This is a genomic window from Pelagicoccus sp. SDUM812002 (assembly GCF_031127835.1).
Lineage (GTDB): Bacteria > Verrucomicrobiota > Verrucomicrobiia > Opitutales > Opitutaceae > Pelagicoccus.
The window spans coordinates 13,078-30,148 of sequence record NZ_JARXHX010000020.1 but is presented as its reverse complement, the minus strand read 5'-3'; the positions used below and the strand labels follow the sequence as shown (position 1 = coordinate 30,148).

Annotated in this window: 12 protein-coding genes; 8 read left to right on the top strand and 4 right to left on the bottom strand. The window is 53.5% G+C overall.

Translation table 11 applies throughout. The features are described 5' to 3' along the window. Positions 1-94 precede the first annotated feature (94 nt). From rpsP to rfbA, 8 genes are all read left to right on the top strand, one after another. A complete protein-coding gene (gene rpsP, locus QEH53_RS20110; RefSeq protein ID WP_309025018.1) occupies positions 95-364 on the top strand; it encodes a 30S ribosomal protein S16 in 270 nt (89 codons plus the stop codon). A 165-nt stretch (positions 365-529) separates the two neighbouring features. After that, on the top strand, positions 530-1,207 hold the full coding sequence (gene trmD, locus QEH53_RS20105; RefSeq protein WP_309025017.1) for a tRNA (guanosine(37)-N1)-methyltransferase TrmD: 678 nt from the start codon (positions 530-532) through the stop codon (positions 1,205-1,207). Continuing rightward, complete coding sequence (rplS, locus tag QEH53_RS20100) at positions 1,204-1,569, top strand: 50S ribosomal protein L19 (protein ID WP_309025016.1); 366 nt, start codon at positions 1,204-1,206, stop codon at positions 1,567-1,569. The genes trmD and rplS overlap by 4 nt, the downstream gene beginning before the upstream one ends. 334 nt (positions 1,570-1,903) lie before the next feature. Next, positions 1,904-3,877, top strand: a complete 1,974-nt coding sequence (gene tkt / locus QEH53_RS20095) for a transketolase (protein ID WP_309025015.1) — start codon at positions 1,904-1,906, stop codon at positions 3,875-3,877. Between the two features lie 274 nt (positions 3,878-4,151). Then, positions 4,152-4,769, top strand: coding sequence for a polysaccharide biosynthesis/export family protein (locus QEH53_RS20090; protein ID WP_309025014.1), 618 nt, complete (start codon positions 4,152-4,154; stop codon positions 4,767-4,769). Positions 4,770-4,806: 37 nt separating this feature from the next. Beyond that, entirely contained in the window at positions 4,807-5,727 is a 921-nt protein-coding gene (locus QEH53_RS20085; protein ID WP_309025013.1) for a sugar nucleotide-binding protein, read from the top strand. A gap of 104 nt (positions 5,728-5,831) precedes the next feature. Then, entirely contained in the window at positions 5,832-6,938 is a 1,107-nt protein-coding gene (gene rfbB, locus QEH53_RS20080) for a dTDP-glucose 4,6-dehydratase (protein ID WP_309025012.1), read from the top strand. Between the two features lie 21 nt (positions 6,939-6,959). Next, entirely contained in the window at positions 6,960-7,838 is an 879-nt protein-coding gene (gene rfbA, locus QEH53_RS20075; RefSeq protein WP_309025011.1) for a glucose-1-phosphate thymidylyltransferase RfbA, read from the top strand. Positions 7,839-7,942: 104 nt separating this feature from the next. On the opposite strand, the gene glmS is transcribed toward rfbA, so the two are convergent. The 4 genes from glmS to QEH53_RS20055 all read right to left on the bottom strand — a co-directional run bounded on the left by glmS (position 7,943) and on the right by QEH53_RS20055 (position 16,829). Next, a complete protein-coding gene (gene glmS, locus QEH53_RS20070; RefSeq protein ID WP_309025010.1) occupies positions 7,943-9,793 on the bottom strand; it encodes a glutamine--fructose-6-phosphate transaminase (isomerizing) in 1,851 nt (616 codons plus the stop codon). A 104-nt stretch (positions 9,794-9,897) separates the two neighbouring features. Further along, the gene (prsR, locus tag QEH53_RS20065) at positions 9,898-11,256 is read right to left on the bottom strand and encodes a PEP-CTERM-box response regulator transcription factor (RefSeq protein ID WP_309025009.1); all 1,359 of its coding nucleotides are present in this window, start codon (positions 11,254-11,256) and stop codon (positions 9,898-9,900) included. Between the two features lie 292 nt (positions 11,257-11,548). Continuing rightward, complete coding sequence (gene prsK, locus QEH53_RS20060) at positions 11,549-13,660, bottom strand: XrtA/PEP-CTERM system histidine kinase PrsK (protein ID WP_309025008.1); 2,112 nt, start codon at positions 13,658-13,660, stop codon at positions 11,549-11,551. A gap of 94 nt (positions 13,661-13,754) precedes the next feature. Continuing rightward, the gene (locus QEH53_RS20055; protein WP_309025007.1) at positions 13,755-16,829 is read right to left on the bottom strand and encodes a tetratricopeptide repeat protein; all 3,075 of its coding nucleotides are present in this window, start codon (positions 16,827-16,829) and stop codon (positions 13,755-13,757) included. Positions 16,830-17,071: the final 242 nt, after the last annotated feature.

Here is a 17,071-nt window from a genome sequence, read left to right as displayed (position 1 = left end):
AAGGGCGGAAAGATCATTGGATTGGATGTTGCTTGACAAGATTCATTTTTGATTAATCTTCGCCACCTTTTCCAATTTTCTAGGAGACGCAAAGATGGCACTTAAGATCAAACTTCAACGCGCAGGCGCAACACACGAACCAGTCTACCGAGTAGTGGTAGCGGAAGCACGCGGACGCCGCGATGGACGCTTCGTTGAAAAGCTCGGTACTTACCTGCCGAAGCAAAAAGACGCAGCTAAGCAGCTCGAGCTCAACGTAGAGCGTGCGGAGTATTGGATGTCCGTGGGCGCCCAGCCGACCGATACTTCAAATTCGCTCATCAAGCGTGCTCGCAAAGAGCAGGCAGCGACTGCTGAAGCGTAAGGCAGAGGGCAGGTCCCTTTAGTCACACTTTCCGAACCCGGCTTTCTCTGAAAACGCCGGGTTTGTTTATTTCTGAGGGTAGTTTGCTTCCTGAGATAGGAGGCAGAGCCCGGCCGCTACATTATTATATAGAAGCGACGTATTCGCTCACTGATAACCTTTCCCATGAAGATCGATGTTTTAACCCTGTTTCCCCAGATGCTGGATGGTTTCCTTTCCGAGAGCATGATGGGTCGCGGGGTGAAGCGTGGGGTTCTCGACGTCGAGGTGCACAACCTTCGCGATTGGTCGAAGGGCAAGCACAATCAAGTCGATGATCGCCCTTTCGGAGGTGGTGCTGGCATGGTCCTGATGCCAGAGCCGCTTTTTGACGCGATCGAGGAAATCCAGACTCCCCGAACCCACCGCATTTACTTGGCGCCGGACGGGGACCCGCTCACGCCAGAGCTTGCTCGCGACTTAGCCAAGAAGGAGAGACTGCTTTTGGTGAGCGGGCACTACGAAGGAATCGATGATCGCGTGCGTGAAAATTTGATAGACCAAGAGGTTAGCATCGGGGACTACGTGTTGACGAATGGGACTCTTGCCGCAGCGGTTTTGATCGACTGTTTGAGCCGCTTTTTGCCCGGATTTTTAGGGGAAGAAAAGTCATTGACTAACGAAAGCTTCCAAGACAACTTGCTCGACTTTCCACAATTCACGCGCCCAGCGGTGTTTCGAAACATGCCAATTCCAGAGGTTCTGCTCTCGGGAAACCATGCAGAAATCGAGAAATGGCGGCAGCGTGAGAGAGAAGAAAGAACGCGCAATCGCAGACCAGATTTATTAGAGGATTCACCATGAACGCAGCAGTAAACGAAGTAACAAAAGAGCACCTAAAAGCAGATGTCACTCCCTTCAAGGTAGGCGATGGCGTCAAGGTCCACACCCGCGTAGTCGAAGGTGGTAAGGAGCGTATCCAGATTTTCGCTGGTATCGTAATCGCTCTCAAAGGATCCGGCATCAACCGCACCTTTACGGTTCGTCGCATCTCTTACGGTGAAGGCGTTGAAAAGGTGTTCCCCGTTCACAGCCCATTGGTCTCCAAGATCGAAGTCGACAAGGAATCCAAGACGATGCGTGCTCGCATGTACTACCTGCGTGATCTCGTCGGTAAGAAGGCAATGCAGGTCAAGGAAAAGCGTCTTGCCAAGGGCAACCACTAATCCTCTGCTATTCTACACGCTTTTGAAGAGCCGCCTCCGTAATTGGAAGGCGGCTTTTTTGTAAGTGGACAGTGGGAGCAAAATTCTGTTCTAGCCTCGAGCCCGCTACCGCGGGAAATGGATCTTGCTTCGCGAGCGTGGGAATGAAGCTCGGTTTTACCTGATCTATTAGCTGTATTCGGGTTTCTATTGAGGATGCTTCATTGATTTGGGTCTTCGTCTCATTTTAGCGCAACGGTTTAGGATCTTTGCCTCCTTGAGACTTGAAACCCTTGCGGGTGCGGTGATGCTCTAGCCCTTTCGAATTTCAATAAGATTCACCCTAGAACGATCTATGAACAAAGAACTCCTCCAGAAAGCCGCTACTCAAGCGCGTGGACTCGCTATCGATGCGGTGCATGCCTGTTCCTCAGGCCACCTTGGTCTTCCGCTCGGCGCCGCTGAAATCGGCTCCGTCCTATTCGGCGATGCGTTGAGCATCAACCCTGACCAACCTCGCTGGGTGAATCGCGACCGTTTCATCCTATCGGCAGGACACGGTAGCATGTTCGTTTACAGCTGGCTTCACCTCGCAGGATTCGATCTTCCGCTCGAGGAATTGAAGAACTTCCGCCAGCTGCACTCCAAGACTCCGGGCCACCCCGAGTTCAAGGAAACTCCGGGCGTGGAATGTACCACTGGCCCTCTCGGTCAAGGAGTAGGCAACGGTGTTGGCTTTGCGATCTCTGGTAAGATGGCCGCTGCCAAGTACAATACAGCCGAACACAAGATCATCGACAACCACATCGTGGTTCTCGCTGGCGACGGCTGCTTGCAGGAAGGGGTCGCGCAAGAAGCTTCCGCTCTCGCCGGTCACCTCAAGCTCGATAACCTCATCCTTTTCTATGATTCGAACGACGTCACGCTCGACGCCATGGCCGAGAAGACGCAAAGCGAAGATGCAGCGGCTCGCTACGAAGCCATTGGGTGGAACGTGGTGACCATCGACGGGCACGATTTCGAAGCGATTTCTGATGCTTATGCCACGGCAAAGGCGGCGACTGGCAAACCTCAGCTCATTATCTGCAAAACGGAAATCGGGCGCGGGATTCCAGAAGTGGCAGGTACCAGTGCCGGACATGGCGAAGGTGGCGCCAAGTTTGCCGCGGCAGCTCGAAAGGGGCTTGGGCTTCCCGAAGAGACATTCTTCGTCTCGGAAGAGGTTCGGGAGTTTTTCGCCACCAAAAAGGCGGAGCGGGTAACCGCTTATGAAGCTTGGCTCGAAACCTATAACGCGTGGAAGTCTGCTAACGCAGAGCTAGCCTCTCAGCTAGAAACGGGTGCTGCGGCTCCGATTGACGTGGATGAGCTTTTTGCTGCGATCCCGGTGACCGCCGATGATACCAAGGCAGCGACTCGTGCTTCGGGCTCATCTGTTTTGCAACCGATCGCGAAGGCTCGACCAGAGCTTATTTCCGGTTCGGCTGATCTTCACGGTTCTACGAAGAACTACATCAAGGATGGCGGCGACTTCCTGCCAGGCAGCGAAACAGGCCGTAACCTACTCTTCGGTATTCGCGAGCACGCGATGGGCGCTTTGATGAATGGTATCGCCTACGACGGAATTTTCCGTGCTTCCGGTGCTACTTTCATGGTCTTTGCCGATTACTGTCGTCCCTCGATTCGCTTGGCTGCCCTTGCTGGACTGCCGACTATCTACATCTTTACGCACGATTCTGTAGGTGTGGGCGAGGATGGCCCCACTCACCAGCCGGTTGAAACGGTGTCTGGTCTTCGCGTGATTCCGAACCTGGACGTGATTCGTCCAGGTGACGCGGAGGAAACCGCTGGCGCGTTCGTGGCAGCGATGGAGCGGCTCGACGGTCCGACCATGCTTTCCCTAACGCGACAGAACATTCCAAACATCACAACGGCATCCGCTGAGGAACGTCGTAAGGGTGTTCTCAAGGGAGGTTATGTTATCAAAAAGGAGACCGCTGGGCTCGAGACGATTCTCATAGCCACGGGTTCCGAACTTCAGCACGCGATCAAGGCGGCCGAGGAAATGGGAGGGGGCACGCGTGTGGTTTCCATGCCGTCGATGCTTCGTTTCGATGGTCAGAGTGACGATTACAAAGAATCTGTCCTCCCGAAAGCTTGTGCCAAGCGCATCGCGATTGAAGCGGGTGTTTCTGGTCTCTGGTACAAGTATGTAGGTACAGAAGGCAAGGTCATTGGTATTGATCGCTTCGGTATCAGCGCTCCGGGAGACACTGTCATGGAGATTCTCGGCATGACAGCTGCGAACATCGTCGCGACTGCCAAGTAGAACTTCACGGAATTCTCAGATTTCGAAGCCCCGAGGACACTAGTCTTCGGGGCTTTTGTTTGTTAACCCTTTCCTTGGCTTCTGGTGAGAGAATGTTCGTGCCGCTTGCTGCCCCGATGATTCGATGGGCAGATAGGGGTATTACGTGGTCATGGATGATCTGTTTCCGGCTATAGTTTGTCTGCAAGGTCTCGCCTAGTGGCTTTCTGCTTGATGCGGTCATTTAAGTCGGGTGGGATTGCGCCGTTGCCTAAGCGACTCGCCTGAAAATAATATGAAAAATAAATCCTTCTCTGCTACGAATTCACTTGGATCCGGATCTAACGTGTTCCTACGTTTATTTCTGCTGTTGGTTGCTTGTTTCCTCCCGCTGGTAGGACTATCTGCTCAGGTATCGAACGAGAAATTCATCCTGCAAGCTGAAGATATGTTGCGGATTAGTTTTCCCGGTGCACCTGAGTTAGATACGCAACTTCAAATCCGCCGAGATGGAGTCATCTCAGCTCCAATTATTGGCGAAGTTCTAGCTGCGGGTAAAACTCCCAGCGAACTGGAAAGCGAGTTATCCAAAAAATTTGAGAATCAGCTCGTTTCGAATGAGGTGATGGTTGTGGTTCTCGAATCGCATTTCACTTACTATTTGGAAGGGGAGGTTCGAAACCCGGGGATCATTGAGTCCTTCCGCCAGCTCTCGGTGTTGGAGGCGATCATAGCTGCAGGGGGGATCGATAAGACGACTGGCAAGATGAAGTCGGTAGTGGTTATTCGACGAAAGGGTGAAAAGTATCAGCATTTCGAATTGGATTTGGCTGCAGTTATAGATGGTAAAAAAGACGGCGCTTTTGTACTGGAATCCTACGATATAGTGTCCGTTCCTCAGAGGGTCTGGTAGGCCCGTTGGATTATCTCATAACTTTTGCAATATACTCATGATAGCACTCATCGGTTCCACCGGCTATGTCGGCACTGCATTCCGTCAACTGCTCGAGGGCAAGGGCGTCGCGTTCGAAGCGCTTAGCGGTCGGCAGATCGCTAATGGGTCCCAAAAGGCCTTTGCCGATTCCCTCGAGGGAATGGGAGCGACCTTCCTCGTCAACTGCGCGGGCTACACCGGCAAGCCCAACGTGGACGCCTGCGAGCTGGACAAGGGCAACTGCCTAGACGGCAACGCCGTATTGCCAGGCTTGATACGTGAGGTCTGCTCCGACCTTTCAATCGGTTGGGGCCACGTTTCGAGCGGATGCATCTTCGGAGGCGAGCGCCCGGGCGGCGGTGGCTGGCTCGAAAGCGACGCGCCGAACTTTTCCTTCCGCAGGCCGCCTTGTTCGTTCTACAGCGGGACCAAGGCTCTGGGAGAAGAAGTCCTCGGCTACCGCGAAGCGGCCCGCGGAGAAGGCGAGTGGCCCTCGTGGGAGCACGAGTCGTCCCCCGAAGGTTACGTATGGAGGTTGCGGATACCTTTCAACCACATCGACAACCCTCGCAACTACCTCACCAAGGTCCAGACCTACGCGACGCTCTTGCAGGCGACCAACTCCCTCAGCCAGTTGGAGGATTTCGTGAATGCGTGCTACGAGTGCGTGGAGAAGGAGGTCCCGTTCGGGATCTACAACGTCACCAATCCTGGCGCGGTCGAGACCTCGCAGGTCGTGGACCTCATCAAGAAGTCCGGCGTGAACGGCAAGGAGTTCCAGTTCTTCGAGGATGAAGCGGATTTCATGTCGAAGGCTGCCAAGACGCCCCGCTCGAACTGCGTCTTGAACGACAGCAAGCTTCGCGACGCTGGCGTCGTCATGCGTCCTGTCGAAGAAGCTCTCGAATGGTCGCTCAGGAACTGGCGGAAAGCCTAGCCCTCGGGCAGCCAGACTCTATTTAACTCGCTCAAAACATCCGAAACTGACCCAGGCGACGGCTCGCCCGATGCCGCTGCCTTCGCGGTCGAAAATTCTCTCCTATGAACTCTATCCTCGTAACCGGTGGCTGCGGCTTTATCGGCTCCAACTTCATACGCGTCCTGCTTCGCGACGACGCGAAGCTGCTCAAGGCCAAGGGCTTTGACCGTGTCGTGAACGTCGACTCGCTGACCTACGCGGGCAACCCGGCCAACCTCAGCGACCTCGAATCGTCCGAAGCCTACGTCTTCTCCCATTCCAGTATCATGGACCAGGATACGACCAGCTCGCTCATCGAGGAGCACGGCGTCAGCGCCATCGTGCACTTCGCGGCGGAGAGCCACGTGGACCGTTCCATCGACACGCCGGAGCCCTTCGTCGAAACCAACGTGACGGGCACCCTTCGCATGCTCGAGGCGGCTCGTCGCCGTTGGGCGACTTTGCAAGGAGAGGCGAAGGAGTCTTTCCGCTTCCTTCACGTTTCCACCGACGAGGTGTTCGGCACGCTCGGCCTGAACGACCCAGCCTTCTGCGAGACGACCCCTTACGCTCCCAACAGTCCCTATTCGGCCTCCAAGGCCTCCAGCGACTTCCTCGTGCGAGCCTACTACCACACCTACGGGATGCCGGTCGTCACCACGAACTGCTCCAACAACTACGGTCCCTTCCAGTTCCCCGAAAAGCTGATCCCCTTGGTCACCCTTAACGCCCTCGAGGCGAAGCCGCTGCCGATCTACGGCGACGGCAAGCAGATCCGCGACTGGCTGTTCGTTGAGGACCATTGCACGGGGATCCTAGCGGCCTTGGAGAAGGGAGCTCTAGGCGAAACCTATTGCATCGGCGGTCGCAGCGAAATGGAGAACATCCAGATCGTGAAGCGTATCTGCGCCTTGCTCGACGAGCTGGCGCCCGTGTCGGAGAACCGCAACGCCCAAGCGGCAGGTATCGAGAAGTACGAGGACCTGATCGCTTACGTGAAGGACCGTCCTGGGCACGACCGCCGCTACGCCATCAACTGCGAGCGCAGCGAGAAGGAGTGCGGCTGGGTTCCCGCCGAGACGTTCGACAGCGGAATCCGCAAGACGGTGCAGTGGTACTTGGACAACCAGGACTGGTGCCGCGACATCGCCGAAAGGAAGTACGCCCGCGAGCGCCTAGGAAACAGCTGATTCTCTCGAGCCTAGATTATTATGTCTTCCAAACCAAGAAAAGGGATCGTCCTCGCGGGCGGTTCCGGAACCCGCCTTTATCCTTGCACGATCGCCGTATCCAAGCAGCTGATGCCGATCTACGACAAGCCGATGATCTACTATCCTGTGTCCCTCCTGATGTTGGCGGGAATCAAGGATATCCTGATCATTTCCACCCCGCAGGACACGCCGCTGTTCGAGCGCTTGCTCGGCGACGGGTCCGCTTTCGGGGTCAATTTCAGCTACGAGGTCCAGCCCAGTCCCGACGGCCTCGCGCAGGCCTTCCTGATCGGGGAGGAATTCCTGGACGGAGCCCCGGCAGCCCTCGTGTTGGGAGACAATCTCTTTTTCGGGCATGAGTTGGTGCGTACGCTCAAGAATGCGGACGCTCGCGCGGAGGGGTCTACTATTTTTGGATACAACGTGGCGAATCCGACGGCTTATGGCGTTGTGGAGTTTGCGCCTGACGGAAAGGTCATCTCCATCGAGGAGAAGCCAACGGAACCGAAGTCCAACTACGCTGTGCCTGGCCTGTACTTTTACGACGAGAAGGTAGTCGAGTACGCGAAGCAGGTGAAACCTTCGCCGAGAGGCGAATTGGAGATCACCGACCTGAATCGCATCTATCTGGAAAAGGGTGCCTTGAATGTGGAACTGCTCGGCCGCGGTACCGCTTGGCTGGATACCGGGACGCATAAGAACCTCATGGAGGCCGGCCAGTTCGTTCAGGTGATCGAAGAGCGGCAAGGGCTTAAGATGGCGTGCCTTGAAGGGATCGGCTATGAGAAGGGTTGGCTCACCCGCGAGCAATTAGAGGAGCGTATCCAATTCTTGGGCAAGACGAGTTACGCGACCTATTTGAGGCACTTAATCAAGTAGCTGCTTTCTCAAGCTGAAAAGCACGAACGATCGTGGGAGGTAGGACAATTGTCCTGCCTCTTTTTTATTCTCAATCGCCGCACGGAGAGGTCTGTTCTGTGCCTTTACTCGACTGTAACGCTTTTCGCGAGGTTACGTGGCTTGTCCACGTCCTTGCCGAGCTCAACCGCGATGTAGTAGCTGAGGAGCTGCAGTGGAATAGTCATCAAAATTGGCAGGACGCAATTGTGGGCCTTGGGTACGATAATAATCTCATCGGCAAGCGAGGAGGGGATCTCGTGCGAGTCCGTTATGATGATAACCTTACCTTTTCTGGCGCGGACTTCCTGGACGCTGGAAAGATTCTTCCTCAAGGTCTCGTCGTCTGGCACGATCACTACGCTCGGGCAATCTTCGGAAATGAGGGCGATCGGGCCGTGCTTCATTTCTGCTGCGGGATAGCCCTCCGCGTGGATGTAGCTGATTTCCTTGAGCTTCAGGGCGCCCTCCAGAGCTATGGGAAACATTTCCAATCGGCCGAGGAATAGGAAGTCCTGATATTTAGCGAAGTCCTTAGCGACCGCTTTGAGGGAGTCAGCAAGCGACAGGGTTTGCTTGACGAGGGCGGGGAGCTCCTGAACTGCCTTCACCATCTTGCAACCTTCCGCATAGGAAAGGTCACGTGTACGTCCTAGATAGCAAGAGAGCATGGAGAGGATGAGGACTTGGGAAGTGAACGCCTTGGTTGAAGCTACCCCAATCTCAGGTCCGGAGTGCTGGTAAATTCCTCCATCGTTTTCTCGCGCGATGGTAGAGCCGACATTGTTTATTATACCGATCACGTGGTAGCCTTTGCGTTGGGCCTCGCGCTGCGCCTCCAACGTGTCGATGGTTTCACCGCTTTGACTAATCACTATGACCAAGGTGTTCTTGTCCATAGGCGCATTCCGGTAGCGAAATTCGCTAGCATATTCCACTTCCACGGGAATTCGGGCATAGCGTTCGATCAAATACTCTCCAACTAATCCGGAGTGCCATGCTGTGCCGCAGGCTACGATGAGAATACGGTCGATGTGACGGATGTCTTGGCGGGAAAGATTTAGCCCACCAAACTTGCAGGTACCTTCAGTCAGGTCGAGGCGCCCTCGGAATGCGTTTTCTAGCGCGCTTGGTTGGTCATGAATTTCCTTGAGCATGTAGTGGGCGAAATTGCCCAACTCTGCATCTTCGTCCTTCCAGGAAATTGTGCTGATCTCTGGGACGACCGCCGCCTCTTCCATGGTGGTTATGTTGAACTTGTCCTCCGTCATGGTGACGATTTGGTTGTCGTCGAGATAGACGACCTCTCGCGTGCGGGCTCGGATAGCGCTGGCGTCGCTGGCGAGCATCATCTCGTTTTTGCCCACGCCGAGGATGAGTGGGCTTCCTTTGCGAGCTCCGAAAAGTACACCGGGAAGTTTCGAACAGATTATAGCTAAGCCGTAGGTCCCTTCGACTGCCGCGAGGCTGGTGCGGATCGCTTTGTACACACTTTTCTCCGAGATTCCTTCTTTCAAGGTTTCCAAGTTGTAAGCGATCAGGTTGGAAAGGACTTCGGAGTCGGTTTCATTGCTAAAACGTACGCCTTTAGAAGCTAGCGTGGTTTTCAGCTGTTCATAGTTTTCAATGACCCCGTTGTGCACGAGGTGGATGAGCCCATTCCAGGAGCTGTGAGGGTGAGTGTTGGGTTCGGTTACTCCACCGTGGGTTGCCCAGCGCGTATGGCTGATGCCGAGTCCGGCATCGTCATGGTCCAAAGGGAGGGCGGCTGCGAGGTTCGCAACCTTGCCGACGCGTCGAGTAAGAAGAATCGAGTCATCCTTTTGCCAAATCGCCATGCCGGCGGAATCGTAGCCGCGATATTCGAGGCGTTTGAGACCGTTCAAGAGTATAGGGGCTGCATTTTCGTGCCCGATGTATCCAACTATTCCACACATAACTAGTACTTTTGCGCCTCCCAGTCAAAGTTCCGGGTGACCAGGCGGCCCAAAGGCTAAGGATACCAGTAAGTCGTACGTGAAATGTCGAGTGCTTCCTTGCCCTATCTCTTGATGCCGAGTCGATCTAGAAGCTCGTAAAACGTGGGTCGGCTGATGCCCAGCTCGGCTGCGGCTGCGGTGACCTTGTTTTTGTGCTTTTTCAGAGCGGCTTCTATCATCTCCTTCTCCAAGGCTTCGCGAGCTTCTCTGAGTGTGGTGCCTGAAGGAACCTGACGGTCGGAGGGAAGCTGCAGGTCTTCAGGTGAAACTTTGCTGCCCTCTGACATGATGGCCGCTCTTCGCACCCGATTTTGCAGTTCGCGTACGTTACCGGTCCAAGGGTACGCTCGAATTGCTTTGAGGGCTGCGGTGCTAAAGGTGAGTGCACCATTGTCTGCTTCTGCGGCGAAACGCTTGAGGAAGCTGGTGGCGATGAAGTCTATATCTTCCCCTCTTTCCCGAAGTGGTGGAAGATCGATTTCAACAACTGAAAGACGGAAATAAAAGTCTTCGCGGAAGGTTCCGTCCGCCATACCTTTTTTCAAATCCGCATTTGTGGCGGCGACGATACGGGCTTTGACGGGGATTTGTTCACGTCCTCCTACTCGCTCGATGTAGCTTTCTTGAAGAAACCTTAGGAGTTTGACTTGCACGTTGAGCGGAACTTCGCCGATTTCGTCGAGAAAGAGTGTACCACCCGAGGCCTGCTCGATCTTACCAACGCGAGAGCTATCGGCCCCGGTAAATGAGCCTTTCTCATGGCCGAAAAGTTCGCTTTCGAGCAGCGATTCCGGAATCGCGCTGCAGTTTATGGCGACGAAAGGACCGTCCGCTTGGCTAGAGCGATTGTGTATAGCGTTGGCAACCATCTCCTTGCCTGTGCCACTTTCGCCGAGGATCATTACGGGAGCGTCGCTCGTAGCCACTTTGCGAACAAGATTGAAGACCTTTTGCATCGGCTCGCTGGTGCCGAGCATACCTTCGAAAGCGTCCACGTTGAGTTTGCGCTGCATGGAAACGTAGTCTCGTTCCAAATCGGCAACGTAATAACAACGTTTCAGGACGAGCTGAAGCTCATCTGTGTCGACCGGTTTCGACATGAAGTCGTAAGCCCCGCGACCGATGGCTTCGAGGGCATTCTCTCGCTCGCCTTGGCCAGATATGATGATTATCTTGGTCTTGGGAGCTATTTGCATAATCTCTGCCAAGGTGTTCATGCCTTCTTCTACTAAGTTCGGACGGGGCGGCAGGCCGAGATCTAGAAGCACTACAGGAGGTGTGTTTTCCTTAAATTGCTGGATAGCACCCTCCCGATTTCCCGCTTGAAAAATCTCATATTCAGTTCCGAGGGACCAACGCATTTGGGTGCGGATTTCTTCGTCGTCGTCGACGATCAGTAGCTTAGGTTTACTAGCAGGCATAGATGGAAGAGTGATCTGGAGTAAGGTTGCGGTGCTGACTCGGGTGTCTGTACTGTCGGATTACCTTACAGTATCGTTCCAAAGGAGGGAATATGAAGGTTTTTTTGTAGCAGGCTTTTTAATCAAGATGATGCGACAGGTTAGGAGGGGCTCGCCTGCCGTCACCGAGGCCTCGTCTCCCTTCTCCAACGACACATGTTATGGAAAACTCAAATGAGCTAACATTAGCCAGTCGCCCAATAGGTTGCACTCAAACCGGGGCTCGTTGCGCGAGCCTTTGTGTAAAAGGTACTCAATCCTTAGCGGAAGTTGGTATCCGTATTTTAAACACGCTTCCTTTCCCTTCCTCGCTCTCGACGAAAATGGCTCCGCCGTGAGCTTCTACGACCATCTTGCTTTGAAACATACCGATGCCTAGTCCGCTCTTTTTGGTGGTTTTGAAAGGGCGAAAGAGTCCGTTGCGAATGAAGTCAGGACTCATGCCGCAGCCGGTATCGGCAACAACAATTTCTGCGTTTGTTCCTGTCACTCGAGTGGAAACGGAAATGCTGCCTGAACCGTCCATAGCTTCGCTGGCATTAATTAACAGGTTAAGTACCACGCTCTTCAGCTTGCCAAAGTCTGCGGAGATCGAGATCCCTTCTGTCTCCTCGGTTTCGAAGTTTATATCGTCCGGCTTCTCCCATTCTGAAATTGAGGCGTCGATCAGTTTCTTAAGATCGGTAGGCGATGGAGAGATCTCCAATCCGTGCCTTACTTGACTGAGCCGCGTGATGAGGTCTGTGATACGGTTGCTGGTATTGCCAATACCTCGCAGGGCGTCTACCCGGAACTCTGGATTGTCCCAGTGCAGTGGCATGTTCTTAAGCATGAGGTTAAGGGTGGAAACCGCATTCTTTAGGTCGTGGACGAAGAACGTAGCCATCGTTTGGAAGGCCTCAATTTCCTTGGATTCCTCAAGCTTGCGAGTGAGTGCAGCACCTAGGATGTTTGCTGCGATGTGATCTCCAATACACCGAAGTGTGTCGAATTCTTGTTGGGTGAATTCGAGCGTATTCGTGCGATCTCCGAGCATGATAAATCCGATAGCACGCCCCTGGCCGGTCAGTGGTACCAGGATGCGATCTCCGCCATCGTCGAAGGAGCTTGGGTTGCTGTCTAGGATCGGTTTTATCCAAATTTCTCCTGACCTTTCGATCGATTGAGGCTCGGGCGAATCGATCAGTTTTTTGAGAATTGAATCGGATGGAATTGAGTGAGCGCCGTTGCTGTCAACATGGCCGTCGTCTTGATCCGTTGTCGAAATGAGATTAAAGTTTCCCTCGTTCGCATCCAAGAGCCAGATGTTAGTTAGCTTCGTATCGAAGAGGTCGGCGAGTAGCTTGGCCGTTGATTCGCAAATGTCTTTTTGACGTACGCTTTGAGCGGTGGCAGCCGTGAGTTTTAGCCACAGGGTGCGGTAGTCGTAGAGTGGTCTCTGAAAGTTGCGACTTACGAACCTACGTATCAGCTGACGGAAGCGGTCAGAAAGTACCAGAACGCAGAGCGCTACAAGGGTGATGAGGACGATGAGCGTTTGGATTGCTCCAGCCTGTTCCCCCCCAAAGTGGACGATAACTTTCGAGAGAACTCCTATTGCGATAAGGTAAATGCCCGCCAGCGAAATAACCAACGAACCGCTGATGATAGATTGCGAAGGGTAGAGGTCGATTTCGAAGCTGCCTTTTCTGAAAAGGGAGCGTCCTACCAGTATGCAGCACGCGAACAGTGCTACGGCGTTAATATTCTCGAGCGAAGGTTCGATCCTTTGAGTCAGTACGATCTGGCTGCTGGTAAAGAACCGCGCTGCGTAAAGGGTTCCCATGCCGTACAGCATGAACTTAATTTTCCAGCGTAGAGTGCCAACCGATGCACGATAGGTGCGTTCTAAGCTGACCATCGCTCCCAACATGGCGAGCATCATGGATACATGGAGGAAGAAGCCAGCTATGTTTAGCTTCAAGATATCTTGAAGCGGGTCTTCTGGGTCTTCGACTAGGTATGCCATTTCACCCTCGGCGAATGAAACCACCGATATGGGAATCGCGAATGCTAGAATAACGAAGGGCAGTCGCCTCCGTAGATTTTTGCGCGCTTCGCCGCGGGAGTAAGTAGCGGAGAAAAGGAGCCAAAGACCGGGCAAAAGTGAGGTCAGCGCGAAACGCCATCGAATGACAGTATCAACATCGAAGGGGCTGCTGCTTTGTTCGGAGAGGCCAACCAATAATTGCTCTGTCGCGAGAGCAAGCATGACGCCCGCGAAAGCCCACCCCGCTAGCCCACGGTTCTTACCGAGAGGAACGGTAAAGGCTAATGAAGCGGCAACAGCCGCACTGATGAATGAGAAAAGTACGGGTAGAGCCACGAGTTTTAGGGACTAGAAGGGGGCTGTTCTGAAAATCGGGCTGGCAGAGCGTTAGGCCGCTAACAGAAATGATCGGAGATTGAGTGAACGGCACTCAATTTCCGCTGTTGCTGGACAATATTTCTTGAATTTTTGTTTGGATCCTCGGGCTCTGCTTGGATACTTGCTCGTCTGTAAGCGTATTCAAAATTTGGAGAGCTTGTTCTGGTTTGTCTTTTTGAAATGCGGCAATCCCTTGAAGAGCAACTGCGGTAGAATTAACGCGATCTAGTTTTCGCACCTCGTCAGCGAGACGTTCCACCTCGCCTGCATTGGAAGCGTCCTCGGCGAGGATCTCTGCCATACCGAGCTTTGCCTGTATTTGCAGGGGGTAGGTTTCGAGGACTGCAGCGAATTTCTGTTTAGCATCTGACAGGTTTTCGGATTCCAGCGACCGCAAGCCGTCGATCAGGTCCTTTATTGGTTTTGGTAGCAGCGACTCTGATGAAGGCGCTAGATCGGGATCCTGAAGTGCATCAAGCCCCGCAAGCCACGATGAAATTTCAACCGATTCTGATATGGTCAAGGATTGTGCTGCAGCCGCTCGCGCTCTTTGGATATCTCCGATCGCGAAAGCAGAAAGAGCTAAGTATCTTTGTGTCCTTGCATTGTTGGGTGCGATTCGAGCAGCTTCGGATAGTCGGTTTACGGCCCTTGAGTGATCGCCTTTGAGGAATGCAATCTGTCCTTGCAGAGATATTGCGGCAGGGTTGTTTGGCTTTAACTTAGCAGCTCGCTCGACCCGTTCGCTGGCTCTCTCGAGCTTTCCTGATTCAGCGAGGAGCTGGGCTTCTCCTAGTAGAGCTGTAAGGTGGTCGGAGCTGATTTTCAGTGCTTTCTGGTACTTAGAAAGTGCTTCTCCATCCTTTTTCATGGCTTCATCGATTTGAGCCCTAACAACCCAAGCGACCGGGTCTCCGTCTTGGCTGGCGTCCTCGAGTAAGCTGGAATCGGCCGGCTCTATGGCTGTGGTATCTATCGAGAGTAATTGAACTTTTCGTACGGCGTCATCGCGACCGTCGAACGTCTGCTCGCTTTCAGCTGCATCTCTCAAATGCTTTTCGGCAGCTTCAAGTTCTCCGACGTAATAAAGTGCCGAGCCGAGGTGGTAAGCTACCTCTGCGTTACCCTGAAGTTTCCTATAGCTGTCGCTCAACACGTTTTTGGCCCAAGTATAATCTCCTCGCTTGAATAGAATCCAACCGAAAGTGTCAGCGAGGTAGGGGTTGTCAGGGGATAAGGCTCTCGCTTTTTCTGCTAGATCAAACGCTCGCTCGGGATTCGAAATAGCGGTGGAGTAAAGGTAGGCGAGGTTGTTCAATGCTTGGATTGAAGCATCGTTCACTTTGAGGATCTGTTCGTATTCCTCGGCAGCCAATGAGAATCGCTTCGTTCGTTCGTATAAAGTGGCGATCGTCATTCTCGCTTCGATATCGTCAGGATTGTTGTCGAGCATCGCCCTGTATTGGGTCAAGGCCTCGTCCTCCTTGCCTTGAGCGAGTAGAATGCGGGCGTAGAGAGTTCGAGCTGTCCTGTTGTTTCCGTCGAGCTTGATTGAGGTATCTAGTGCTTTGAGCGCGGCCTCAGTATCTCCTTTCGATTGCAAGATTTGAGCTCGAAGAGTGTGGAGTACGCTTGTGCCAGGTGATGCGGCTATAGTTTGGTCGATCCGGTCTAAGGCGGCTTCGTAATTGCGCTCGCCTACGTCGAGCGCGGTCAATTGTTCGACGGATTGGAAATGCAATGGATTGTCCGAGAGGACGGACTCAAATGCAGAACGGGCATCGCTGCGATTCTGCCCCCTGAGGTGGGAGAGCCCTGAGAGGTAGTCCAATTGAGGATTGTTGGGTTGAGCCTCTTCTAGTTTCTTGTAGATTGCCAAGGCTGCTTCGTTTTCTCCTTTTCGGGTATAGACGTCGGCGAGGAGAAGGTAGCCCTGTAACGAATTCGGATTCACTTTCAGGAAGTCTTCCATTGTAACAATAGCTCCGCTGAGGTCCTGCTCCTGAACCAATATTGTGCAGAGCAACGCAGTAGCTTCGAAGTGTCCTGGTTGGCGTTCCACTACGCGAAACAGGCTGGATTTTGCTTTGGAGGAAGCTCCTTTGGCGAGATAGGCTAGGGCTATCTGATAATTTGTTTTGGCGTCGTCTGGATAGTATTCGAGTGCTTTTTCGAGGTGCGTAATGGCTTCGTCGACTTTTTTCTCCATGATCAAGAGCGTCCCTTTAATCCGAAGGGCGGTTTGATCGATCGGGTCGAGCCGTAGCGCACGCTCCGTGAATTTCCTGGACTCGTCGATATTCCCCGTTTTAGCGGCAAGTTCAGCTGCTAGAGATAAGGCGGGGAGGTAGTCGGGGGCTGAGTTTAAGATCTCCTCTAGCTCGGTTTTGGCGGCCTCGTCGCCTTGCGATTGCTGCAAGTACTGCACGTATCGTACGCGAATTCCAGACCGTGGTGGGGCGGCTTGGGCGGCTTGAGCGAAGGCGTCCATGGCTTCTTCTTGCTTCTTCTGCGTAAGCAGAACTTGGAAGCGGCCAGCATACCCAACGTAAGAGTCGGGGGCAGCTTCGATGGCTTGTTCGAATCGCTTACTTGCTGCGGCTGTGTTTCCGGAGCTGAGCTCGAGCGAGCCGATTGCCGCGTGGATGGAAGCGGTGGCAGGAAGAGACAAGAGCCATTCTTTCGTTTGAGCATTGTCCGCCGGTGAGCTCGACAGTTCGGCCAGTATTACGGGGGCGTTGGCGTTACCTGGGTCGATCTCTAGCGCTGCACGGGCGTCGACGAGCGCTTCTTCGCGCATTCCGACGGCCAGTTCGATACTCGCGAGGGTGGCGAGACTGTTCGCGTCCTCGGGGTTTAGTTGTTTGACGGCGGTAAGGACTTGGAAGGCATCGCGGATGCGTCCTTGCTGATTGTAGATTTCGCCAACAAGTGCGAGAGCTTGCGGATTTTTTTCATCCTCGCGCAAGACATTCTTAAGGAGAATCTCAGCCTCGGCGAATTTGCCCAGTTCAACTTGGTCTTCGGCTTTTTGGATGAGACTCGCCGGATCGGAGCCTCCGCATCCTGATAAGAGAATGGAGGTGATACCTACGAGGAAAAGTGTGGCTATGGATTTTGGATTCATGAATTCGAAAGGGATGTGGAATTTTTTTTTGGGCGACGGAATATCGAAGATAGGGCTTTGTAGAGCTACTTCTCCAGTCTTAGGTCGGTTTCTTCGCGTAAACGTTTAGTGATCAAGCAGGTTTCCTCTAGTGAGCGAAGCGAAATGTTTAACCAAAGTTCGACTCAATCCGAAAGGTGTCTCTCCAATACTCAACGGTCGACGGAGGTTGATGAAGCATTTTGACGTGCGGGTACTAGCCA

What these genes read in the sequence shown, in the direction of transcription:
- glmS (WP_309025010.1), bottom strand. Translation starts at nt 9,793, where the DNA reads ATGTGTGGAATAGTTGGATACATCGGGCACGAAAATGCAGCCCCTATA.
- rpsP (WP_309025018.1), top strand. Translation starts at nt 95, where the DNA reads ATGGCACTTAAGATCAAACTTCAACGCGCAGGCGCAACACACGAACCA.
- prsR (WP_309025009.1), bottom strand. Translation starts at nt 11,256, where the DNA reads ATGCCTGCTAGTAAACCTAAGCTACTGATCGTCGACGACGACGAAGAA.
- rfbA (WP_309025011.1), top strand. Translation starts at nt 6,960, where the DNA reads ATGTCTTCCAAACCAAGAAAAGGGATCGTCCTCGCGGGCGGTTCCGGA.
- QEH53_RS20085 (WP_309025013.1), top strand. Translation starts at nt 4,807, where the DNA reads ATGATAGCACTCATCGGTTCCACCGGCTATGTCGGCACTGCATTCCGT.
- rplS (WP_309025016.1), top strand. Translation starts at nt 1,204, where the DNA reads ATGAACGCAGCAGTAAACGAAGTAACAAAAGAGCACCTAAAAGCAGAT.
- QEH53_RS20055 (WP_309025007.1), bottom strand. Translation starts at nt 16,829, where the DNA reads ATGAATCCAAAATCCATAGCCACACTTTTCCTCGTAGGTATCACCTCC.
- rfbB (WP_309025012.1), top strand. Translation starts at nt 5,832, where the DNA reads ATGAACTCTATCCTCGTAACCGGTGGCTGCGGCTTTATCGGCTCCAAC.
- tkt (WP_309025015.1), top strand. Translation starts at nt 1,904, where the DNA reads ATGAACAAAGAACTCCTCCAGAAAGCCGCTACTCAAGCGCGTGGACTC.
- trmD (WP_309025017.1), top strand. Translation starts at nt 530, where the DNA reads ATGAAGATCGATGTTTTAACCCTGTTTCCCCAGATGCTGGATGGTTTC.
- QEH53_RS20090 (WP_309025014.1), top strand. Translation starts at nt 4,152, where the DNA reads ATGAAAAATAAATCCTTCTCTGCTACGAATTCACTTGGATCCGGATCT.